Annotated in this window: 22 protein-coding genes; 6 read left to right on the top strand and 16 right to left on the bottom strand. The window is 33.5% G+C overall.

Annotated elements, in window-relative coordinates; genetic code table 11:
• Positions 1-33: 33 nt before the first annotated feature.
• From rapZ to HALSA_RS04160, 14 genes are all read right to left on the bottom strand, one after another.
• Positions 34-882, bottom strand: a complete 849-nt coding sequence (gene rapZ / locus HALSA_RS04225) for an RNase adapter RapZ (RefSeq protein WP_013405376.1) — start codon at positions 880-882, stop codon at positions 34-36.
• 54 nt (positions 883-936) lie between these two features.
• Positions 937-1,911 (bottom strand): squalene/phytoene synthase family protein, encoded by a 975-nt coding sequence (locus HALSA_RS04220; protein ID WP_013405375.1) that lies wholly within the window; start codon positions 1,909-1,911, stop codon positions 937-939.
• Between the two features lie 30 nt (positions 1,912-1,941).
• Entirely contained in the window at positions 1,942-2,880 is a 939-nt protein-coding gene (locus HALSA_RS04215; protein ID WP_013405374.1) for a glucodextranase DOMON-like domain-containing protein, read from the bottom strand.
• Between the two features lie 24 nt (positions 2,881-2,904).
• Positions 2,905-3,822, bottom strand: a complete 918-nt coding sequence (gene hprK / locus HALSA_RS04210) for an HPr(Ser) kinase/phosphatase (RefSeq protein ID WP_013405373.1) — start codon at positions 3,820-3,822, stop codon at positions 2,905-2,907.
• On the bottom strand, positions 3,815-4,789 hold the full coding sequence (locus HALSA_RS04205; protein WP_013405372.1) for an ROK family protein: 975 nt from the start codon (positions 4,787-4,789) through the stop codon (positions 3,815-3,817). Before HALSA_RS04205 ends, hprK begins: the two co-directional genes overlap by 8 nt.
• A 28-nt stretch (positions 4,790-4,817) precedes the next feature.
• The gene (locus HALSA_RS04200; protein ID WP_013405371.1) at positions 4,818-5,480 is read right to left on the bottom strand and encodes a YesL family protein; all 663 of its coding nucleotides are present in this window, start codon (positions 5,478-5,480) and stop codon (positions 4,818-4,820) included.
• Between the two features lie 78 nt (positions 5,481-5,558).
• Entirely contained in the window at positions 5,559-6,398 is an 840-nt protein-coding gene (locus HALSA_RS04195; RefSeq protein WP_013405370.1) for a Cof-type HAD-IIB family hydrolase, read from the bottom strand.
• Between the two features lie 69 nt (positions 6,399-6,467).
• Positions 6,468-7,700, bottom strand: a complete 1,233-nt coding sequence (locus HALSA_RS04190) for a serine hydroxymethyltransferase (protein WP_013405369.1) — start codon at positions 7,698-7,700, stop codon at positions 6,468-6,470.
• A 203-nt stretch (positions 7,701-7,903) separates the two neighbouring features.
• Positions 7,904-8,074, bottom strand: a complete 171-nt coding sequence (locus HALSA_RS04185; RefSeq protein WP_013405368.1) for a DUF362 domain-containing protein — start codon at positions 8,072-8,074, stop codon at positions 7,904-7,906.
• A 192-nt stretch (positions 8,075-8,266) separates the two neighbouring features.
• Positions 8,267-9,643, bottom strand: coding sequence for a DUF1302 family protein (locus HALSA_RS04180; RefSeq protein WP_013405367.1), 1,377 nt, complete (start codon positions 9,641-9,643; stop codon positions 8,267-8,269).
• A gap of 57 nt (positions 9,644-9,700) precedes the next feature.
• The gene (locus HALSA_RS04175) at positions 9,701-10,522 is read right to left on the bottom strand and encodes an outer membrane lipoprotein-sorting protein (RefSeq protein WP_013405366.1); all 822 of its coding nucleotides are present in this window, start codon (positions 10,520-10,522) and stop codon (positions 9,701-9,703) included.
• A 32-nt stretch (positions 10,523-10,554) separates the two neighbouring features.
• The gene (locus HALSA_RS04170; protein WP_013405365.1) at positions 10,555-13,251 is read right to left on the bottom strand and encodes an efflux RND transporter permease subunit; all 2,697 of its coding nucleotides are present in this window, start codon (positions 13,249-13,251) and stop codon (positions 10,555-10,557) included.
• A gap of 20 nt (positions 13,252-13,271) precedes the next feature.
• Entirely contained in the window at positions 13,272-13,706 is a 435-nt protein-coding gene (locus HALSA_RS04165; protein ID WP_013405364.1) for a MarR family winged helix-turn-helix transcriptional regulator, read from the bottom strand.
• A gap of 133 nt (positions 13,707-13,839) precedes the next feature.
• On the bottom strand, positions 13,840-14,367 hold the full coding sequence (locus tag HALSA_RS04160) for a tryptophan transporter (RefSeq protein WP_013405363.1): 528 nt from the start codon (positions 14,365-14,367) through the stop codon (positions 13,840-13,842).
• A gap of 198 nt (positions 14,368-14,565) precedes the next feature.
• On the opposite strand from HALSA_RS04160, the gene HALSA_RS04155 reads away from it, so the two are divergent.
• The 6 genes from HALSA_RS04155 (at position 14,566) to HALSA_RS04130 (ending at position 21,049) form a co-directional block, all read left to right on the top strand.
• Positions 14,566-15,372, top strand: coding sequence for a glutaminyl-peptide cyclotransferase (locus HALSA_RS04155; protein WP_013405362.1), 807 nt, complete (start codon positions 14,566-14,568; stop codon positions 15,370-15,372).
• 76 nt (positions 15,373-15,448) lie between these two features.
• Complete coding sequence (locus HALSA_RS04150; protein ID WP_013405361.1) at positions 15,449-16,084, top strand: lactate utilization protein; 636 nt, start codon at positions 15,449-15,451, stop codon at positions 16,082-16,084.
• Between the two features lie 91 nt (positions 16,085-16,175).
• The gene (zwf, locus tag HALSA_RS04145) at positions 16,176-17,705 is read left to right on the top strand and encodes a glucose-6-phosphate dehydrogenase (RefSeq protein ID WP_013405360.1); all 1,530 of its coding nucleotides are present in this window, start codon (positions 16,176-16,178) and stop codon (positions 17,703-17,705) included.
• Positions 17,706-17,729: 24 nt separating this feature from the next.
• The gene (locus tag HALSA_RS04140; RefSeq protein ID WP_013405359.1) at positions 17,730-18,386 is read left to right on the top strand and encodes a cyclase family protein; all 657 of its coding nucleotides are present in this window, start codon (positions 17,730-17,732) and stop codon (positions 18,384-18,386) included.
• An 11-nt stretch (positions 18,387-18,397) separates the two neighbouring features.
• Positions 18,398-19,798: an NADP-dependent phosphogluconate dehydrogenase gene (gndA, locus tag HALSA_RS04135; protein ID WP_013405358.1), complete on the top strand. Its 1,401-nt coding sequence runs from the start codon at positions 18,398-18,400 to the stop codon at positions 19,796-19,798.
• A gap of 81 nt (positions 19,799-19,879) precedes the next feature.
• Positions 19,880-21,049: a glycosyltransferase family 4 protein gene (locus HALSA_RS04130; protein WP_013405357.1), complete on the top strand. Its 1,170-nt coding sequence runs from the start codon at positions 19,880-19,882 to the stop codon at positions 21,047-21,049.
• 71 nt (positions 21,050-21,120) lie between these two features.
• Here HALSA_RS04130 and HALSA_RS04125 read toward each other — a convergent pair whose 3' ends face one another.
• Positions 21,121-21,897 carry a DUF1295 domain-containing protein gene (locus tag HALSA_RS04125; protein WP_013405356.1) on the bottom strand — a complete coding sequence of 259 codons (777 nt, stop codon included), beginning with the start codon at positions 21,895-21,897 and terminating at the stop codon, positions 21,121-21,123.
• A gap of 1 nt (position 21,898) precedes the next feature.
• On the bottom strand, positions 21,899-23,701 hold the full coding sequence (locus HALSA_RS04120; RefSeq protein ID WP_013405355.1) for a DAK2 domain-containing protein: 1,803 nt from the start codon (positions 23,699-23,701) through the stop codon (positions 21,899-21,901).
• Positions 23,702-23,845 lie beyond the last annotated feature (144 nt).

The following is a 23,845-nucleotide window of genomic DNA, read 5'->3' as shown; positions in this document are numbered from 1 at the left end:
CACTTCCTTTATTAAGATAAATTAACCTTAATCTTATTTATCTATATCACGATGTTCTATATTATAGTTTAAATCCTGTTCTGCTAAAACTTCTGATAATTTTAAAACCGTTGTAACAGATCTATGTTTTCCTCCTGTACAGCCAATTGCTATAGCGAGATGACTTTTGCCCTCATTTTTATATTCGGGAATCAAAAATTTAATTAAATCAAAAAATTTCTCATAAAACTTTTCGGTAATCGGCCATTTCAATATATAATCCTGTACAACTTTGTCCTCACCTGTTTTTTCTTTTAGTGATTCTACATAATATGGGTTGGCCAGAAAGCGTACATCAAAAACCAGATCAGCATCAAGCGGTATACCATATTTAAAGCCAAAAGAAATTAAACTAATCTGCAAATAACTTTTTTGATCCTGACTGATATAAAGATTATCTAGTTCCTCCTGAAGTTCTGCAATTTTTAATTCTCCTGTATCAATAACCTTACTTGCCCGTCCTCTAAGCTCTTCAAGGATTTTTCTCTCCTGCTGAATAGCATCAAGAACTCTTCCTTCTTTATCAAGGGGATGACGTCTTCTGCTTTCTTTATATCGTCTTATTAAAATATCATCAGAAGCTTCTAAAAATAATATATTATAATCTAATTCAAGTTTTTCTAATTTTCCCAGCTCTGCAAAAAGATCATTAAAAAACTCTCTGCCTCTAATATCACTGACAAGGGCAATTTTTTCTAGATCAGACTGCAGACAAATTTCTGCAAACTTAGAAATTAAAGCAGGTGGTAAATTATCAACACAAAAATAGCCTCTATCCTCAAAATGATTTAAAGCAAGTGATTTGCCAGCTCCTGACATACCTGTGATCAATAAAAAATCCATTTTTAAAGTTTAGCTCCTTTCAATTTATGGTACAGCTCCAATTGCCATAATTATTTAGTCTGTTATGTATTTAGAACAATATTTTAAAAAATATTTCTCTGGTGCTCGCAAAATATTGGCAAAGGCTAATTTAGAAACCTTAACAGCTTTATCACCATAAAAAACAGCTGTATTATCCCGTAATTTCTCAACCGTAGCTAAGCCAAGAGCATTATTAACTGCAAAGAACTTCTTATAGCCGCTCAAACTTTGTGGTAGAGCATGATAGTATTTTTTTAAAGCTGCTGTATGTTTGAGTAAATCATCCAGCATTTTATCTAAAGCTTCCATCACCCTAGATTCATTTTCTCTGTTGAGCAGTTCTTCTTCTGTAATATTTAATTCCTTTAAAGGCCAGAAGTGTTTTTCTCTATTTTCTAAATCATCTTTGATATCCCTGATCAGATTAACTTTTTGTAAAAATAGACCGGCCTCATTAAAATTATCCAGCAAAATCTCTTTATCTTCTGCAGCAAAATCTAATTTGTAGATGATCAGCTCAGTCAAAAAACCACCAACCGTTCCAGCTACATAATAACAATATTCATCCAGTTCTGTAAAGTTTTCTACCGTTTTAGTCAAATATTTTTGCATTCCCAGCTTCATTTCCTGCAGCCACTTATGTGATATTTTTTGAGTTTCTAAGTCGAAGCTTTGATATGCCTGATAAATTATATCAATATTATAATTTAAGCGAGATAAATCTGCATCCTTAATTAAAGCACTTTTAGCTTTAATTTCTTTAAAATCTTCCTGACGATCATAATCTTCAGGTGAAAATATTCTGCTTACCTTATCCATCATCCTCTTTTGTAACTTAAGATCTGGAGGTTGAATTTCATCTTCAAAGTTATCAAGAATCCTATCCTGAAGATAATTAACAAGCACCTCATCTTTAATGATCTTATCGAGCATGGGAATGGTCAAAGCAAAGCTTCGGGAAACATCTTTTAATATATTTTTAGCAAATTTAATTGGAGTATCTCTCATCTTCTCACCTCAAATCAAACTAAACTGATATTATTTTTTATATTCAAATTTATGAACAATTACCTTTATCAATACAAGATAAATTAGAAAAGCAAATACAATCAATAAGTTTTCAATCATAAAAAATTCTATTAATCCTCTCCTTCGCGTAGGTAGAGGAGGTTTGACCCTTATTGCCGGTACTTCTGCCAGCTCATTATCTAAAATATCTCGCTGACTGTAAGGACCTGGAGTTAAAATATCCATAACTCGAGGTGCTTTAGCTAGATCTAAGTCTGTTTCTGTATAAATCTTCCAGAGCTGCCTCCGCCGCGAAAGATCTCTGTAATAATCATAACCAAAAGGATCAAAGCTGCCAACAAGCAGCACAATTGAACTGTCATCTAATGAACCAAGCTCACTTTTAGCTAAAGTTAAATACAGATCATTATCATCTCTAATAATTTCTGCACTTTGGGCCTGGTGTTTATCATCAAGGGCCAGTTCATTTAAGTTAAGAAATTCTTCTTCACTTTCTGGTGTATAAAGTCTGGCCCACCAGCCGCTAATTTTCAAAAATTTATTCCACTTAAAATCATCAGAAAAAGATATGTTAGCACCTTCATGAAAAGGCTGATCGGCTCCTGAACTCTGATTATCAAGATAGATTTCTATTAAAGGTAGTGAAAACCCATATTCTGAATCCCAGGGATCAGTCAAATTTCCAAAAGAAAAGCGAAAACGATAACTGTGCTCTGATTCGAAAATTGTTAAAGCCTGGATATCAAAAAGATTATCAGCCTGATGGAAAATATGATTTAAAGGATATTCATAATCTCCTGGGCCAAAGTCATCTCCACGAGCATCAAGGTGATTAAAAACAACTCGATATTCAGCTGCTGAAACAGCTGTCATCAAAAAAGAAATCAGGAAAATGAGGATTGATAATAAGATTATTATTTGCCAGATTTTTCTGCTAAGTAAAGTCAATTTTAATCACCTCTGCTGTTTAGATTATTTTTTCATAATATTTTCTGTAAAATCTACAGCCGCATTGTAACCCATCGTTTTCATCCTATAATTCATTGCCGCAACCTCAAGTACCAGGGCCAGATTACGACCCGGTTTAACAGGAATAACAATCTCGTCTATCTCTAGACCCATAATTTCTGTTTTGTGATCATCTAAGCCCAATCTTTCGTAATCATATCCTTCCACCCATTTTTCAAGCCGAACTGCCAGATTTATTGGTGAATCATGTTTAACAGCTCCAGCCCCAAAAAGGGTTTTAACATTGATTATTCCTATTCCCCTCATTTCTAAAAAATAGCGGGCATTTTCAGGAGCACTACCCGATAAACGCAGTTCTCCAATCTTTTTAATTTCAATTATATCATCTGCTACCAGGCGATGTCCACGTTTAACCAATTCGATTGCTGTTTCACTTTTACCGATTCCACTTTCTCCTTTAATCAAAACCCCTATTCCATAAATATCTACTAAAACTCCATGGATAACGGTTAAAGGAGCCAGCTTTTCTTCTAAATAATTTAAAAGCATACTGCTAAATCTAGTGGTAGTAATCTTAGTTGACAAAATGGGTATTCCTTTATCTTCAGCTCTTTTAAGCAGATATTTTGGTATTTCTTCTCCCCTTGCAACAATAATACAAACCGGATCATAAGAAACATATTCATCTATCCTTTCTATAAAGACATTTTCATCTAAGCCTCTTAAGAAAGAAAGTTCAGTTGTACCTATCAAATTAATTCTCTCTGGATAAAAATGCTCCCAAAAACCTGCTAATTCTATACCCGGCCTTTTTATATCACTAACAGTAATTTTATTTTTAATACCACTTCGGCCTGCCTTGATTTCAAGATCAAAACGATTAAAAATATCTAATACAAGTACGTGTGCTTCTTCAGCCATTTTTTATCAACCTGTCTTCCATTGCAACTGCAATAGCTCCCATTAAACCAATATCAGAACCAAGTTCAGCTTCCCTTATCTCAACGATTTCTAGTGGTCCTGCCAGGGCATTTTCCCGCATCAACTCTAAAGCTTTATCTAAAAAAAGATCAGATGCCTTCATAACTCCGCCTCCTAAGATTATCATTTCTGTATTAAAGATATTTATCAAATTAGCCAGGCCAATCCCAAGATAAAATCCTGCTATAGCAAAGATGTCTTTTGCTATCTGATCACCCTGATAAGCAGCTTGAGCACAGATAACAGCATCAACATCTTCTATAATATTATCTGCCAGATCAAGCATTTTTTTGCTTTTACCCTCAGCTGTTGCCTCCTGAGCCATCCGGCCTATCGCAGTTCCAGAAGCAAAAGCTTCTAAACAGCCATGATTGCCACATCCACAGAGAGGCCCATCTGGATCAATTACGGTATGACCGATTTCACAGGCATTATCATTAACTCCAGTAAATAATTCCTGATTGATTATAGCTCCTCCACCAACACCGGTTGAAATGGTAATATAAACTAAATTTTTTACTTTTCTACCTGCTCCAAACCATTTTTCACCTAAAGCTGCAGCATTAGCATCATTTTTTAACAAAGTTTTAATTCCAACTTCTTTTTCAATTCTGTCAACAATAGCAACATTTTTCCAGGGCAAATTAGAATTCTCTATAATTATTCCTTTTTTAGCATCTAAAGGACCAGGGCTTCCGATGCCAAGACATTTGATATCTTCTGCTTTAAGTTCTGTTTTTGCTAAAACATCTTCTATACTCTCAACCATATTGGCTATAATTTTTTCTTCACCATATTTTGCCTCAGTATCTTTACGTGAACGGGCTAAAATTTTGCCATTTTTATCAGCTAAACCGGTTAATATTTTTGTGCCACCTAAATCTAGACCAAGATAATATTCTTTCATCCCCAAATCCCCCTCAGATTAACTAAAATTAATATTTTGCCAGCATTTCTTTATTGCCTTTTAAAATCAAAGTCCCGATAATACCGATAAAAGCTGTCGGCAGTCCGATTCCGATCATTAATAATAAAAATGAAATTGAAAATAATGCTAAAAACCAGACCAAAGAAAAAACAATATTGTCAAGGCTTAATACAATTGCATTTTTAAAAATATCTTTAAGACTTTTTTCAGGCTGAATAACTAACATACCCCATAAATAAGCCTCATAAATAGAAAAATAAATTAACAAATAGCCAAATAAAAAGGCGAAAGCTAAAAACCAGGTATTATGTTGGCCCTGCAGAATAAAAAAGCGTATATCAAATAATAGGATCAGATAAATAACTATACTAAAAATACAGGCTAAAAATCCCCGCCAAAAATTATTTTTAAAATAACTTAATAACACCTTTAAAGAATACTCTCGATATTCTAAAAGTTGATTAACCCCATAAAGAGCAGTTAAAAACAGAGGGCCTAATAAAAGCAGTGGTATAGGCAAAATAATATACCAGCCAGTTGTAATAGAAATTATAACCACCAGTAACAGCAGTAAAGTTAATATAAACCAGCTCATTCCTAAAATAAAAAGTTTAAATAGGTGTTCATAAAACTTTTTGAAAGTATATTTTAAGACAGAGAATATTTCCAATAAAAACCCCTCCTGAGAAAACTTTAAACTTAATTTAATTATAACATATTTAGCTTCTATTTTAGAATAACAGCAATTTTAGTTTTTTTCTTTCTCAACTTCTGCTTCTATCTCTAAAGCTAAATCAAATTTATCATTTAAATATCTGGCTACACCGAGCTGATTATTATTTTGAGCAATATCATCAGCTGCTTCTCTTAACCCAGGATGAGCATTTTCCATTGCTATTCCCTGTCCAGCCCACTCTATCATTTTTAAATCATTTAATCCATCTCCAAAAGCCATTATTTCTTCTTTTTTTAAGTTGTTTTCTTCAGCATATTTTTTTAAAGGAACTGCTTTAGAAATACCTTTTTTAGTTATTTCAAGAAAAGAAGGATAAGAAGAAGTAATTTCAATTTCATCAGAAAAATTATCTAAAAGAAAATTTTGAATTTCTATTTGAACACTTTCATCTTCTTCAATAATCAACATTTTAGTGGGTCCTTTATCCATGAACTCCGTCAGATCACCTACAACCTGAGCTTCTACCCCGGCAATATTTTCATATTTAAGGGTGAAATCATTTTTTTCAGCAACATAAAGTGTGTCATCGAGAAAAGTCTGTAAATAATAATTCCCTTCTTTTAACCTTTTGCTGATATCTTTGGCAATATCTAAGGGGATTGGGGAGTGATAAATTTCTTGATCTAAAAGCGGATTCATCACTAAAGCACCATTATAGGTAATAACCGGGTCTTTCATTTCTAAAGAATTTACATATGGTTTAGCAGAAATATACATTCTACCTGTAGCAATTAAAGTTTTTATCCCCTTTTGGCGGATTGCCTGAACAGCTTCAATAGTTTTTTCATGTAGCTGATGCTGATCATTTAAAAGGGTTCCATCTAAATCAAAAGATATTAATTTTATATTCATTTTTACCACCTTCTATTATAAAAATAGCCGGGTCTCCCCGGCTCATTAGAGATTGAATTTTTTTGCTTTTTAGTTCATTTTAAATTGAGCTGAGAAAGCATGTACTTCTTTTTTCATCTCTTTTAATTTTTCTTCATCTTTAATATTTTTTAGTGCCTCAAAAATATATTCTGCTACTTTTTTCATATCTTTTTCTTTCATTCCCTGGCTTGTAACTGCTGGGGTTCCAATTCTAATTCCACTTGTAACAAAAGGACTTCTAGTTTCAAATGGAATTGTATTTTTATTAACAGTTATACCGACTTTATCTAAAGCCTCTTCTGCTTCTTTGCCGGTGATTTCCATATTAGTTAAATCTACCAACATCATATGATTTTCGGTTCCTCCGGAAACAATTCTCATTCCATAACTGCTTATTTCTTCAGCAAGTACTCTGGCATTATTAATGATCTGCTGTTGATATTTTATAAAATCATCTGTTAATGCTTCTTTAAAAGAAACTGCCTTAGCTGCAATAATATGCATCAGAGGGCCACCCTGCAGACCAGGAAATATAGCTTTATCGATTGATTTTGCATATTCTTTTTTACAGAGGATCATTCCACCTCTGGTTCCTCTTAAGGTCTTATGGGTTGTAGTTGTAACAAAGTCAGCCACCGGAACAGGGTTAGGATGCAGATCTGCTGCAACAAGCCCTGCAATATGGGCCATATCTACTGTAAATAATGCACCAACTTCATCAGCTATTTCTCTAAAAGCATTAAAGTTAATTACCTTCGAATAGGCACTTGCTCCTGCAACTATCATATCCGGCTTATGTTCTTTGGCCAGTGTTCTTACCTGTTCGTAATCTATAATTTCCTTATCTTTAGTAACACCATAATGAACGAAATTATAGTATTCACCTGACATATTAACCGGGCTACCATGGGTTAAATGTCCGCCATGGGTGAGGTCCATCGCCAAAATCGTACCACCTAGAGGTACATGGGCAAAATAAACTGCCTGATTTGCCTGTGAGCCAGAATGTGGTTGCACATTTGCATGTTCTGCATTAAATAATTCTTTAGCTCGCTCTATTGCTAGTTCTTCTGCCTTATCGATTACTTCACAGCCACCATAATATCTTTTCCCGGGATAACCTTCTGCATACTTGTTTGTTAAAACTGACCCAGCTGCTTCCATAACAGCTGAACTAACAAAATTTTCCGAGGCAATAAGTTCAATATTTTGAACCTGCCTTTTATCCTCTTCTGAAATTATTGCTGCAATTTCAGGATCAACCTTTTTTAATTCCTGCATTCAAGCTTCATCTCCTTATTTAAAATCCGTACTAATTTATATTTTTTCAATTTTTTTCTCTACATTATTAACAATTCTCTAAAAAATAATCAAATCCTGCTTTAATTATTGCTCCCAAAAATTACCACTCCATTATTTAAAGATAAATTCAATATCTAATAAAGAAAAAGACCGGAGCAAATACTCCGGCTTCTAAAAATGGTTTAAGCTTGACTAATAGCATCGACAGGACAAACAGATACACATGCTGCACAATCGATACATTCGTCAGCATCAATTTCGTATTTAGTATCACCTTCGCTAATACAGTCAACAGGACATTCAGGTGCACAGGCACCGCAAAGAATGCAATCATCATTAATTACATGAGCCATATTAAGTAGTTCACCTCCTGCTATTCAACTTTATTTATAATTTTTAAAAAAAAGTTCACAAAACTATTATAACTATTCACTATATAATTGTCAACTATTTTACAATTACAGGAGAGTTATTTTATTATGGCCCATAATTATTTTTTTAGCCAGCTAATATCAGCCAAATATATTGCTTTTTAAAAAAGCTGTTTAAAAACTATATTTTAAAGCAATTGAAGTAAAATCATTGTCTTCAAATTGGCCAAAGGTAGTATCTTCATCTCCCCTAAAGATCTTATGAGATAACTGCAGTTCTAGATCCTGCTGTAGTTCATAATCAACAGCTGCTTCTAAACTGTAGTCATTATCATTGAAGTTATAGATCCAGGTTAACTGGGGAATTATCCTTTCATTCTGATAGCTGTCTTCAAGCTTAACTATGGCCCGGTGGGTTGTATAGTCACCATCTTCATCATAATCTATATGCAGTTCATTATTTCCGATTGCATCATCATCAAGTATTTTTTCACCGGTAAACTGAATATTTAAATTCAGATTATTATAAGGAAGATTTCTGTCTCCACCGACTACCCAGCCTATTCGATTATTTCTGGTTAGAGGATCATCACCAGAGCTGTCATCTGTTCTTAAATAGGCTAACTCAAAACGACTGTTAATATCACCGATAACCCTGGCCATCTCAAAACCAAATGCATCTACCTCATCATAGTGGATGTCAGCCGCATCAAGTTCTGCCTCAAATTCACTTTGATCAAAACCATTTTGATCCAAAGCAGTTCTAAGTCTATTAATAGCAGCCTTATCATAACTTGGCTCTCTTAAATAACCTTTATAATAACTGAAACCATAATCTGTTCCACCACGGCTATCTGTAAAGCGAAGGGCAAACTGATGGTCTTCATCCTGAATTGAGGATTCCACCCTATCTAGTATTTCCTTTTCACTCCTGTAAGCAGTATTATCTAATATCTCTGCAAAAGTTATTTCTGCTGCAAAAGGATTGATAATCCAATTGCCTAAAGGACTGTCAGGATCATTTGCCAGCCGATTACCATTAAAATCAGGAGTATAGACGAACTCTAAATTGGCATTACCACCTCTAAAATAGCGGTCAATTTTAATCATTTCTTCACCAACCTGCCTATCTAAATAATCAGGATTAATAAAGTCACTTAAATCCTCTGGATTAATATGATCAACTACATGGACCTGATCACCTTCACCCCAGACCAATCTGTTTTTTCCGATCAATATTTCATACTGTTCTCCATAATACCTGTAATATGCTTCAGCAAAATCTATCTCTTCTGCAGCACCTATTTGGTAATTGAGCAGTACATTAAATTCATGGGTTGATCCAGGATAAGCAATATCCAGCTTACCCCTTAAGTTTTCCTCTATATCACCACTATCACTAAAGATTCTAAATTCTGGATAAATATCTCCTTCCAATGTTACCTGAGTATCCTGAGTATAAAATCCACCTCCAAAAGCTGCTGTGGAAAAAGAAAAGCTTAGCACAAAAATCAGCAGTAATAGCAGTATCATTTTATCTTTTTTTAGCATTTTTTTGACCCTCCTTGGACTTAACTATCTTAAAGCAAATTTTATTTCAATCTAAGTTTACCGACCTGTTCTTAAAAACTGCTGAGTAAATCTCTGATCACTTATATCTACATTATATTCTATCAGAGGTTCTCCGTCTCTTTCCTGTACATAAAGACGGGTACTGTGGCCAGAATCTAAATCTTTCATGGTTGTAGAAAAAACAGTCCAGATTCCATCAATCTTTTCTATATTATGCTCTACAGTCATCTCTTTATATAAATCACCAGTATCATGATCATACATCTCTACTTTAACAGGGATATAATGTTCTTTAGTAACCCAGGAAATGGTCTTTTTGTACTGTTCTTCTTCCGGGTTGATTGGAATTGCCTCTACAACATAGGTATCATATTCACCGAGTTCTTCTTCACCTAAAAGCTCATATTCAAAATCATCAAGTTCTCTAGATTTCATATCATCATAGGTAAAATCAGAACCCATAAAAGAGTCTTCACCCTGAGAACCAGAAATTCTTCTTACCCTACCTAAATCAGGTAAATATATCCACTGGTTATCATCATCACCATCAACCTCTTCCTGTAAAAAACGGGTGTTTCTAACAGAAGAGGGCTCATGGAACACCATTATGGTTTTATCTAAATCAAGCTCCTGATCGGCTGTTTTTGACCAGGTCTCTATAACCCTGGATCTCACATCTCCAGATTCATCAATCAAATCCATTCCCATCAGAGCATGTCTGGCATCTCCGGTATCACGTTCATCTACCCTTTCCATCACCTCTCTACCATCAACAGCAAATACAGAAAAGCTAAATACGGTTAAAATCATCAAAATCAAAGCTGTTATCTTTAGTGAGTTTCTAAATAATTTTGTCATTTTTAATTCCTCCTTTTAATTTGGGTCAAAACTTATTTTTGAATAAACTTAGGTTTAAATATATTGAGCATCAATGGCAAAATTGTTAAAGCAGCCATTGAAGAAGAAAACATAGTAACTGTTATTAAAAGCCCTAAATATACAAGTGGATAAAAGTTCGAAAAGAGAAGTACCATAAAACCTGCTGCCACAGATATTGCATTAAAGATAATCGCTTTACCTGTTGAGGTTAAAGTATTTTGTGTTACCAAAAATAGATCATCACTTTTTAGTCTCTCTTTATGATAGCTGTGGAGAAAATGAATTGTATAATCTACTCCAATACCTATTGCGATTGAAGCAACCATAGCTGTTCCCACATCGAGTTTTATACCTGTATAACCCATCAAGGCAAAATTTATCAATAGAGCAAAGGCTAATGGTATAATCCCATAAATTCCAGCAATTAAAGACTTAAACGAATAAGAAACTATCAAAAATACCACAATAAATGAGATTAAAATACTTCTGGTTTGACTGCTGACAATTAAATCATTTGCCGCTTGAGCCATTACAGCATTACCAGAAACTGTAGTTTCATAACCATCCGGAAAATTATTATCCGCATAATTTAAAATTGTCTCTCTAACCTCTCCAGCTACAATTGTACTGGGGTCATTAAGCTGAACTAAGATCTGAGCTTTATCTGGTTCTAAATCATCATTTATCATATCATCAAGACTACCTGAATAAAGCAGTAAATATTGAGAAATTAGATTTTGGAGATTTTCTTCTCTTTCAGCACCATATTTTTCTAGATCAACCGGTATTTCATAATAATTTGCTGCCTGGTAGTTCATTTCTTGATTAAGCAGTCTGACCATCTCATCTGCAGAAATATCAAGCCTATCAGCTCTTGCCAGCGCCCTATTTATTAGCATCATAAACTCATATTCACTTAGATTCTGCTCCCTGTCAGGACCGGGAATTATCTCCCTAGCCGGGGTTTCTTCTTCTGGCTCAGTCTCTGCCTCATAGAAACTGCCTGTATCTGCTTCACTGGAGTTTTCTTCTTCATAGAAACTGCCGGTATCAGCCTCATTGTTTTCCTGATAAAAACTACCGGTATCATTATCTTCTTCCTCACTTTGATTATAGAAGCTGGCCCCATCATCAACTTCTTGAGAATCCGTTTCTTCCTCAACTATCTCTTCTTCTGGATAATGCATTACTTGATTCATCCTTTTGATATAATCAGCGATTGAAGACATCTTACCAACTTCTTTAAAAGATGAACTCATATAGTTTTGCATATCAGCCATTGGTTTTAATATCTGAGGGTGATTAAGACTTCCAGTATCTTCACCCTCAATCATCACATTCATGATTGTTGTTCCGGCAAAATTTTGATTAATAAAATCATCTGCCTGTCTGATCTGACTGTTTTCTCTAAACATTTCTATTAATGGTGTATCTATTACTATCCTGGGTAAACCTATAATTGAAACAATTACGATGATTAAAGCGGTAATTATAATTGAGATCCTTTTATTTGAATAAAATTTATGCAGTTTTAAAATCGTTGATTCAAAATAATCTATTTTTTGATAGTCAAGTTTAGAAGTGTCTTTTTGATATGAGAAAATTAAAATCAACAACGAAGGTATCAAAAATAGAGAAATTATAAAAGCTGTTGAAATACCTATCGCTGTAAAAATACCAAAAGTTCTAATTGGAATAATCTCACTTGATGCAAGTGAACCAAAACCAACCGCAGTTGTTAAGGCAGCAAGAAAGACCGGTTTGCCCAACTGCTTAACTGTTTTAAGTACTAATTCTTCCTGCTTTTCCTGATCTATCTCTCCATCATATTCTGCCAGATAATCATAATAATGGCTTAAAATATGGATTCCATATGCACTTCCCACTGCGATTAAGAGTACAGGTATAACCGTAGAGACAAGTGTCAGATTGACCCCAAGATAGGCCATTAAGCCAACTGCCCAGATACTGCTTATCGATACATTGAGCATGATCAAAATTACAGGTAATATTTTTCTGAAAAATATATATAATGTAAGTATTAAAACCAGGACAATAAAAGGGATCAAGTATTTTATATCCTCTAACATGCTATCTCCCATCCTGACATTAATAGCTGTTGCTCCAGAAATGTAACTCTCTAGATCTCGGGCATTATATTCTTCTGTTATCTCTTCAACTTTATAATAGGCAGCATTTTCTTCTTCTGTTGAAAGCCCTTCATTAAGGGTTATTAAAATCTGGGTTGACTGAAAATCATCTGAATAAAGATTATTTCTGTAAAAATCCCAGCTTAATATGTTTTCTTTAATCTGATATTTCTCTCTGTCTGTTCTGGGGAGTTCAGTTACTAAATTTTCGACCAGCATACCTTCTGCTGTTCCTTCGATAAAATCTACGTTTGTCAATGAGGTGACCTCATCAACTTCTTTAATATTTTCTAAATCATGGGTAATATTTTCTATTCTGCTGATATTATGATAATCAAAAATACTACCTTCTTTAAATCTGACTGCAGTAACTATACCATCATTTTCACCAAATATATCCTCTATTTCTTCAGTAGTAACTTTTGAAATATGGTCATCTGGTAAAAACACCTCGATATCATTATCTATTTCTACCTTCGGCAGTTGTATGGCAAAAAATACAGTCATCACTAAAATTACCACAACTATCAATTTATTATGTTTTAAAATCTCTTTCATGACTTTACCTCCCAAATTCATTAATCAACTGTGCCCTGAACCATTTCATACATCTTCTTTAAAGTATTAAGCACTATTTTTGTGTCTTTTTCAGAAATCTCTTTTAAAAAAATATCAAACCATTTTTGATAAATATCCTTGATCTTTTTTTCAAACTCTTTTGCTTTTTTAGTTAAATATATCAAATTCACTCTACCATCTTCAGGAGAAGACTCTTTACGAATATAGCCTTTTTGGATTAAACTATTAACCGAGCGTGACACTGTAGCTTTATCTACTCCAAGGTTTTCTTGCAAAGTTTTCTGACTTATCCCATCTCCATCTTTATAGAGATAAATCAGCATATTACCTTCACTGTGATTAATACTAAGTGGTTCTAATAGTTTATCCACAAATTGATCATGATGTTTATATAATTTAGCAATCCATTTTCCAATTGGCGCATCTATCTGCATAATTACCACCTCTTTTTTTAGTTGCAGCTGCAACTTGTTTAATCAATAATAACATAGATTAGTTGCAGATGCAACTATATTTATAAAAAAAGAGCCCTTTATTAAAAGGACCCAAAAATTAATTATTAATTTTTTACACGGCTTTATTTTCAGCCTGATTATATTCGATGTCCATTGCAAAGTTAACCACACTAAAGAGTACAACTGCTGTTACTGTATTAATCACTGCTGCCGGTAAAACCACTGTAGTAAATAAAACCACAAATGGAGCCGGTAAAGAAACTAATAAAGAAGCAATAGTCAAAAATAAGCTTCCACTTATAATTGTTCCTACTGCAGTTGTAATCCCTGCGGCAATTCTTTTTGAGGCAAACTTTGTAATAACAGGTATCAAATTATATACAATTATAAAAGTAAGTAATTTGTCTACAATATTTGCTACCTGACCCCCGGGAAAAGTAGTGGTTAAAGCTGTAAATAACCCGGTAGACAAAGCAACCAAAAATCCTAATTTAATATCTCTTTTAATTATCAGGATAATAAACATCATTGCCAGGGTTACATCAGGTTTCATTCCCAATACCAACGGGGGTGTTAAAGTCCTCAAAATCATTGCAATTGCCACCAACAAAGCCGCCTGTGCTAAATCTCTTGTTCTCATCTCAACTCATCTCTCCTCTTATATTTTTTCTAAACTAAACTCAACTATTAATTGTTTATATTATATATTATCAAGAATTTTATGTCAAAATATTTTAAAATAACTAAAATAAAGGTTTTAAAAGCTCAATAAAGAAAATAATAATTAATCACAAAATTTTTGATATAGGCTGATCATAGCTCTTTGAAGGAGAAGCAGATGAAAAAATTAATTAAAATTAGCATTATAACAACAATGTTTTTTCTAATCAGCATTTTTTTAGCCAGTCAAATGAAAGTTGTTAATGCTATTCCGGTTGAAAAAATAAATTCTGAGCTAAAAGAAATCAATTATCAGATTATTGCTGTGTATCCCCATGCCAGTGATGCCTTTACCCAGGGTTTAATATTTCATGAAGGATATCTTTATGAAAGTACAGGTCAGTATGGAAGTTCTTCTCTGCGCAAAACAGATTATCAAAGTGGTGAAATAATTAAATCAATTCAACTTGATGAAAATTATTTTGGAGAGGGAATCACAATTTTTGCTAATAAAATATATCAATTAAGCTGGCGAGAAAATAAAGCTTTCGTTTATGATTTAGATTTTAATTTGCTAAAAACGTTTACTTATCAAGGAGAAGGCTGGGGTTTAACTTCAAATCAAGATTTTTTAATCATGAGTGATGGCAGCCAGTATATCTATTACCGTAATCCAGAAGATTTTGAAATAGTTAAAAAAATTTCTATAACTGCTAATGATATCCCCCTAAACAATATTAATGAGCTTCAGTACTTAGATGGGTATTTGTATGCAAATATCTGGTTAGAAGATTATATTGTTAAAATTGATCTGGAAAATGCTGAAGTTAAAGCATACCTTGATCTGGAAAATATTATAGATAAAGATCAATATGAACATCAACTTGATGTTTTAAATGGTATAGCATATTTAGAGGAAAAAGAAAGTTTTTTAGTTACTGGTAAATTGTGGCCTAAATTATTTGAGATCGTGCTATTAGATTAACGCTGGTAGAGGATTTTTATTTTAAATAATTTTTTTAAAAGATAAAACTAAAATTTAAAAAGAAGGGTGATCAATAATGGAAACGAAAAAAATTTATTATCAAAGAAAAGCAGAAGATTTAATTAAGAGTCTTAAACAGAGGAATATGGAAGCTTATTATTGTGATAGTTCAGAAAAAGCAGCCGAAAAAGTGATGAGCCTGATCGAGGATAATGCTTCAGTATCATGGGGAGGCTCAATGACTTTAAAAGAAATTAATATTTTTGAGCAGCTGCAAAAAGCTGAGCTGAACTTAATCGATAGAGCAACTGCAAAAAATAGAGCTGAAAAAGAAGATATTTATCATCAGGCTTTAAATGCAGACTATTATTTAATGAGTTCTAATGCAGTTACTCAAGATGGTAAACTTGTAAATATAGATGGTACAGGAAATCGCCTGGCTGCTCTGCTTTATGGTCCCAAAAATGTTATTATTGTTGCCGGGATGAACAAAGTAAGTATCGATGAATCAGCAGCCTTAAAAAGAGTAAAAAATCAAGCTGCCCCTGAAAATGTGATGCGCTTAGATAAAAATACACCCTGTTCTCAAACAGGCCGCTGTCATGAATGCCAGGAAGAAGATACTATCTGCTGTCAGACTGTGATTACAAGGCGCTCTGGAAAGAACGGCAGGATTAAAGTAATCTTAGTTGGAGAAGAATTAGGTTATTAGTTAATTCATTTACAGTTTTAAAACAGTATTTATGTTAAGTTGATAATACTGATTAAAATAGCCAATCTACTATTAAGGAAGGTGGCTGTAAATGAATAAAAAATTGATTACAAAATTAAAACAGGTAGATCAGGAAAAAAAAATAAAAGATAATTTTCAGTTTATCCTTTTTGGAGGAACCGGAGATCTGGCTCATAACAAGATAATGCCAGCATTTTATAATATGCTCAAAAAGGATATACTTCCAGAAACATTTACCATAATTGCAACAGGAAGGCGTTATGACAGCCAGCGGGAATATCTTGCTGAAATTAAAAAATCTCTAAGTTCAAACATCAAGCTTGATAAACGTATCTGGCAGTTATTAGCTGCTAATATCGAATATTTTGAGCTTAATTTTAAAGATGAAGCTGATTTTTTAGCTTTAAAGAAAATCTTAAAACAAAAATCAGCCGGAAAAACAATTCATAACCGTCTTTTTTATCTTGCTACTGCTCCCGGCTTTTTTGCTGAGATAGCTGAAAATCTTAAAAAGTTTAATTTATTAAATCTGGGCTTTGAAGACAGAGACTCAAAACTTGTTATAGAAAAACCATTTGGAAGTGATTTAGATTCTGCCCAGCAATTAAATAAAAGTCTTAGCAATATTTTCTCAGAAAAGAATATCTTTAGAATAGATCATTATTTAGGTAAAGAAATGATCCAAAATATCATGGTAATCAGATTAAGCAACCCAATATTTAGAGCCCTCTGGAATAAAGACTATATCGATAATATTCAGATCTATTTAAATGAATCAGAAGGGGTAAAAAACAGGGGTAAATATTATGATGATACCGGTGTGGTTAAAGATATGATTCAAAATCACATGCTGCAGATACTATCATTAATCACCATGGAAGAACCAGATGATTTATCATCTCAGGAAATTTCTCGAAAAAAAGTTGAAGTTTTTAAAGAACTTGCCGAAATTAACCTGGATAATTTTGATGATCATATAGTTAGAGCTCAATATACGGGGAGCAAAAAAGACGGACAGGAGATCAAGTCTTATCGGGAAGAAAACAGTATCCCTGATAATTCAATGACCTCAACCTTTATAGCCTTAAAACTCTTTTTAAATAATCAGCGCTGGCAGGATGTTCCAATCTATATTAAGTCAGGCAAAAGACTGGCCAAAAAAGAAGCGGCTATCGCTGTAGAATTTAACGATGATTTTCATCAATCTTATCTTAAAGAAAAGGGCAGTGAAAGCAATTTGCTCTTAATTAAAATCCAGCCTGAAGAAGGTATTTCCTTACAGTTTAATACCCGTAAACCGGGGAGCATTAATAGAATTGTTCCTGTTCAAATGGAGTTCTGCCACAGCTGTGAGCAACTTTTTAACTCACCAGAAAGTTATGAGGTTTTAATTCATGATATGATCGTTGGAGACAAAACCCTTTTTACCAGCTGGGAAGAAGTTTATTATTCCTGGAAATTTATTGATAAATTTATGCAAAAATGTGAAGAAGAAAATATAAATCTGCACCACTATCCTGCTTTAAGTCAGGGACCAAAAGCTGCAGATGAACTATTAGCAGATGATGAAAGACAGTGGTGGGATAAAAAATTAAAATAATCTCGATTTATAGGAGGCCATACAATGTATGATATTTCTATGACAATTAAAGAAGATATGTTAGTTTATAAAGGTAAAGATGAAATTAGGCCGGAGTTAAAAATTGTAAGAGATTATAGTGATGGAGATGCCCATGAAAGTGAGCTCAAAATGAATGTTCATACCGGTACTCATATTGATGCACCTCTTCACATGCTGGAAGATGGAGAAAACAGTAATATTTTTCTGCAGGAAAATCCTTTTTATAATGCTCAACTTATAGATTTAACTAAAGTTGAGGAAAAAATTACTGCAGCTGATCTAAAAGAATATCAGATTAAAAATAATGTTTTTTTAATTTTAAAAACCAGAAATTCAGCCAAAGATTATTTAGAAAAAACTCCAGAAAAGTTCATTTATCTGGCCAAATCAGGTGCAGAATATCTTTTAGAAAAAAATCTCAGGGGAATTGGAATCGATTCTAATGGTATTGAAAGAAATCAGTCTGATCATCCAACCCACAAAAATCTGCTTAAAAATGGGGTAATAATTCTAGAAGGTTTAAGGTTAAATGATGTTCCCGCAGGAGATTATGTGCTTTTACTCGCTTTATTAAAAGTAGCCAATAGTGATGGACTGCCTGCCAGAGCTCATCTTTTTGAAAAGGGTGAAATCGAAAAGCTTTTAAACAGTTTTAATTAGGAGGACATAATATGTCAAAATATGAAATCGCATTAATTGGTCTTTCAGTAATGGGGCAAAATTTAGCTTTAAATATTGCTGAAAATCATTCTATAGCCGTCTATAATCGGACAGAAGCTAAAACAAGAAAATTTATGGAAGAGAAAGTAGAACAGCAGCAAATTAAAGCCAGTTATGATCTAAAGGAGCTGGTCTCTTCACTTGCTAAACCTCGAAAAATTATGCTGATGATTAAAGCAGGTGAACCGGTAGATTTAGTTATAGAAAGTCTACTGCCTTATCTTGAGACTGGTGACATAATAATTGATGGCGGCAACTCCCATTTTAAAGATACAAATAGACGAACAAAACAACTGGCTAAAAAAGGAATTCGTTATCTGGGAGTAGGTATCAGTGGTGGTGAATATGGAGCCCTGCACGGACCGTCAATTATGCCTGGAGGGAACAAAGAAGCTTATCAGGAAGTAGAAGCAATTTTTAATAATGCCGCTGCTAAAACAGAAAAAGGTGCCTGTGTAAGTTATCTTGGTCCTGATTCAGCAGGTCATTATGTAAAAATGATCCATAATGGTATTGAATACGGGATCATGGAAATAATTGCAGAAATATATGATTATATGAGAAAGGTTATGGCTTTAGAGCCAGCTCAAATGAGTTATATTTTTGCTGAGTGGAATCTGGATTTCCAGTCATATTTAGTAGAAATAACCGCCAAAATTCTGCAAAAAGATGATCCAGAAAGCGGAAAAAAATTGATCAATCTTATCTTAGATAAAGCCAAACACAAAGGCACAGGAAAATGGAGTGTACAAAATGCTCTTGATCTAGGGGTAGCAATACCTACAATTAATGCAGGGGTAAATGCCCGTCTCCTTTCTGCTCTAAAAGAAGAAAGGGTAGAAAATTCTAAAGATTTTCCTGCTCCTGATTCAGTTAATGTAAATAATGAACTTATCATTCCCAGGCTCAAATCGGCCCTTTATTTTGCTTCTGTAATTGCTTATGCAGAAGGATTTAAACTGCTGCAGGCTGCTTCTAAGGAATATAATTATCAGCTTAATTATCAGGAAATAGCCAGGATCTGGGAAGATGGCTGTATTATTCGCTCTGCTTTTTTAGAGCCTATTCAAAAGTCATTTGCTGTAGATAATGATCTCAGTACTTTGATCAAATCAGATCAGTTTAAAGATAAGTTAAAAGCAGCAGGGGCAGATTTAGAAGAAATATTTACTACTGCTGCAGTATCTGAATTAGCTCTAACAGCCCTCCATGCAGCTTCTGATTATTTTAACAGTTTAAAGTCCGAAAAACTGCCTGCTAATTTAATCCAGGCTCAAAGAGATTTTTTTGGTGCCCATACTTATCAGCGCAGAGATAAAGAAGGAGTTTTTCATACAGAATGGGAAGCTTAATATGAATTTGAGAAGCCCTCTTTTATCTGTAAAAGAGGGTTTTGCTATAGACTGAGTGGTTACAGGAAGGAGCTAAATATTATGAGAATTTTATTGGTTAATCATTTTCCACTTGAGGGATCAGGTAGTGGAATCTATACTAAAAATATAGCCCAGCGTCTCTTAGATAAAGGACATAAAGTAAAAGTAATTGCAGTGGATAATCAAAAAGCTGAAAATAATCAATATCAATTTCCTGTTGAAACCTTAGTTCACGATGATTTTCCCTGTTTTACTACCCATCCTAAAAGCAATAATCAATTTTATAATTTAAGTAAATCTGAAATAGATTCCTATCTGAATAGTTTTGAAGAAATAATAAAAAAAGAAGCAGAAGAATTTGAGGCAGATCTAATCCACGCTCAACATCTCTGGATTGCTCCCTATGCTGCCCAAAGTACGAATCTACCTTATATAATTACAGCCCATGGTACAGATATTAAAGGTTTTAAAAAAGATGAACGCTATCGAAAATTTGCTTTAGAGGGAGCTAGAAATGCTGAAAAAATAATCACCATCTCTGATCAGGTTCACCAGGAGGTGGAAAAATATTATTCTCCAGATAAAAAGAAGTTAAGAAAAATTTTAAATGGGGTTGATGATGAATTATTTAAACCATTAGAGCTTAATCGGCTTAAATTACTGCAGAAGTATCTGCCAGATATTAAAGAAGATCCTCCTTATTTAATTAATTTTGTCGGCAAGCTAACCGATTTTAAAGGGATAGATCTCTTAATTGAAGCAGCTCAAAAATACGAAAAAGAGTTTCCCGGTATCACAACTTTGATAATCGGTAGTGGAGAATTATCAGCTCAGCTTAAAGAACAGGTAAAAAGATTAAACTTAGAAAATATTTATTTTCTTGGTAATTTAAATCAAAGTGAATTACCTGCTTTTTACAGCAGTGCAGACCTATCTATAGTTCCTTCTCGAGTTGAACCCTTTGGTCTTGTTGCATTAGAAGCTCTTGCCTGTGGAACTCCGGTCATTGCTTCAAAGGCTGGTGGACTACCCGATTTTATAAATCAAAAGGTCGGACGCTTATTTGAGATGGATAATTCTGATGATTTAGCCGCTAAGATCATTACTGCCATCAAAGAAGATGATAAAAATGAAAAAGGAGAATATGCAGCAGATTATGCCCTAAATAATTTTTCCTGGGCCAGAGTAATTGACGAATTATTAGAAGTTTATAATTCAATCTTAAATTGATCAATTTTAAATAATTTTCACAGCAAAGCAAAAGAGATGGTGTACACCATCTCTTTAATAATTTAAATCACTTATTTTTTTGGAAACCAGGGGAAAAACTTATTGGTCTTTTCCGCATATTCTTGATATTCTTCATCATCTGCATATCTTTTTTCTAAAAGTGGTACACCCGAAACAAATAACAACAGTAAAGTAATTAAAATTGGACTGTAAATGAATTTCCAGCCTCCACTAACCGAAAGGGTTATAATATAAACACCCCACCAGATTAAAGTCTCACCAAAATAATTAGGATGTCTGCTGTATTTCCAGACCCCCTCTTTCATAACATGGCCATCTTTTTCTGCAGCTGTTTTCTTTTTAAAATCCTGCAGCTGTTTATCGGCAGTAGCTTCAAAGAAAAATCCTATTCCCCAGACTGCCAGGCCAATGAAATCTGTTATTTTAAAGCTCTGATAGGAGGAATTAATCACTTTTATAATCGGACTGGCTATGATAAAAAGCAGGGTTGCCTGTAAAAGAAAAATCCGAATATATGATTTCAAATAAAAATTATCCCAGTCATCTCGCCATTTTTTATATCGGTAATCTTCCCCTTTACCCCAGTTTCGCTTCATTATATGATAGGCCAATCTCAAACCCCAGATGCTCACAACTAAGGTTATAAGTATTGTCCTGGGATTAAAGTTATCGGTAATATAAAGAGCAAAATTGGCTGCCAGTACATAACCTAAACCCCAGGCAATATCGATAATAGAATTGTTATCTTTATAAACTGCTAGAAGAAAAAAAGCTGTAAAAAATACATAGATAAATAATAAAACCTGTAAATAAATTGAAGTTAGCATTTTATCCTTCCTCTCTCAACAAAACAGCAACCGCTGTACTACCCCTTCCCGCATTAATTGCAACTATCGGAGAAATATTTTCAACAAAATCTGCTTTCTGGCCCAATAACTCTTCAAAGCTTTCGGCAAACATTTCCGCCCTTTTTCGGTCATCACCGTGAACAATTGCATATCTTTTTATTCCTCTATTTTCTTGATGTTCTTTTAAAATAGCTTTTATTTTCTTAAAATTACCTTTTTTGCTGAAAGCCTTGGCAAGAGCTATTCCATTACCTTTTCGATCAATGGAAATAATAGGTTTTAAATTTAAGAAATTAGCAATCTTACCCTTAAGTGGGCTGACCCTTCCACCTTTGACCATATATTTAAAATCATCCACACTAACATATATATATAGATCTTTTCTGATTTTTTCTAAATGTGCTACTGTTTCTTGATAACTTTTACCACTACTCAACTGCTCAGCTGCTTCCATAACTAATAGTCCCTGAGCACCGGAATTGCTTCTGGAATCGATAACATCTATTTTTAAATTCTCATTTTCTGTTCTAATCTTTTCAGCTGCTTTTGCAACATTATCATAGGTACCACTCATTTTCTGAGAAACAGTAATTACAATAATAGACTGATAATGATCTGCTAAATAGGCAAGCTTATTTTCTATTGTTTTAATAGCTGGTTGAGCTGAACTTGGATATTCTTCTGCTTTTTCAAGCATTTCAAAAAACTTATCACTATCTAAAGTTAGTTTATCAAGATAATTTGTTCCATCTATTAAAATATTCAAAGGTAATAAATGAATCTGATGTTTGTCGATAAATTCTCGCGGCAAATCTGCTATAGAGTCAGTTAAAATTGCAGTCTCGGAATTTTTATTATACTTTACCTGATATTGAAGCAGCATATCATCTGCTTTTTGATCAATAATATCTGCCAGTTGATCAAGGTCGGCAAATAGTTCTTCTGGATTATTTGTATGAATATGAACTCTCAGTTTTTCTTTATCTCCAGCAACAATCAGTGAATCTCCTAAATATGAAATTTCCTCTCTCAACTGATCAATAGAGATGCTGAGGTTTTCAAGATAGGCTTCAGTACAGTAACGATGATTAATTTCTTCTTCCAGGCTAAGCTCTTTTTCACTTATTCTTTCAATATTTTCTATCTGAGAACTGCTAATTTCTTTTATATTACCACTTTTAATGAAATCTACAATTCCCTCTAAAAAATAAACAAAAGCCTGAGCACCAGAGTCAACCACATCGGCATCTTTTAATACCTGCAGTTTTTCTTTGGTCTGCTGAAGTGATTTAAAAGCTGTCTCAAGCGATTTTTCCATTGCTTCTGCAAAATCATCTGTTATATATTTAAATTCTTTTAAAGCTCCAGCCCAGTCTTTCATAACAGTTAAAATGGTACCTTCAACAGGGTTACTCATCCCCTGATAAGTGTATTCAACAGCATTTTCTACTGCAGCGGCAAATTCGTTTAAATCTGTACTGGCTTTATCGGCTAAATTCTTTTTAAGTCCATTTATAAATTGAGCAAAAATAATGCCTGAATTTCCAATTGCACCTTTTAAAGCTGCATCTCCCATTGAATTTAAGGTAACATTTAAGGAATCATCTTTAACTGATTCTGTTTTTACAACATTAAGGGTCTGGCTGAGATTGGTACCTGTATCACCATCTGCCACAGGGAATACATTGGTTTCATTTAATTCTCTTCTATTTTTAATTACCTCTCTAGAGCCTGATAAAACGGCATAATAGAGACGTTTACCATCAAGATAGTTTATTTGCAATTTTAATCCCTCCTGATTTTAATTTTTACATTCTTTACCTTAGTTTTATTATAACCTTTTTTAATAGTAATTAAAAGTTCTTCAATTACAAAAATTTCTTTTAAATTATTTATCGAGCTTTAAATGTGAATAGTTTTTCAACAA

Origin of the sequence: Halanaerobium hydrogeniformans (genome assembly GCF_000166415.1) — a bacterium.
Classification (GTDB): domain Bacteria; phylum Bacillota; class Halanaerobiia; order Halanaerobiales; family Halanaerobiaceae; genus Halanaerobium; species Halanaerobium hydrogeniformans.
This window is presented reverse-complemented; position numbering and strand designations above follow the sequence as displayed.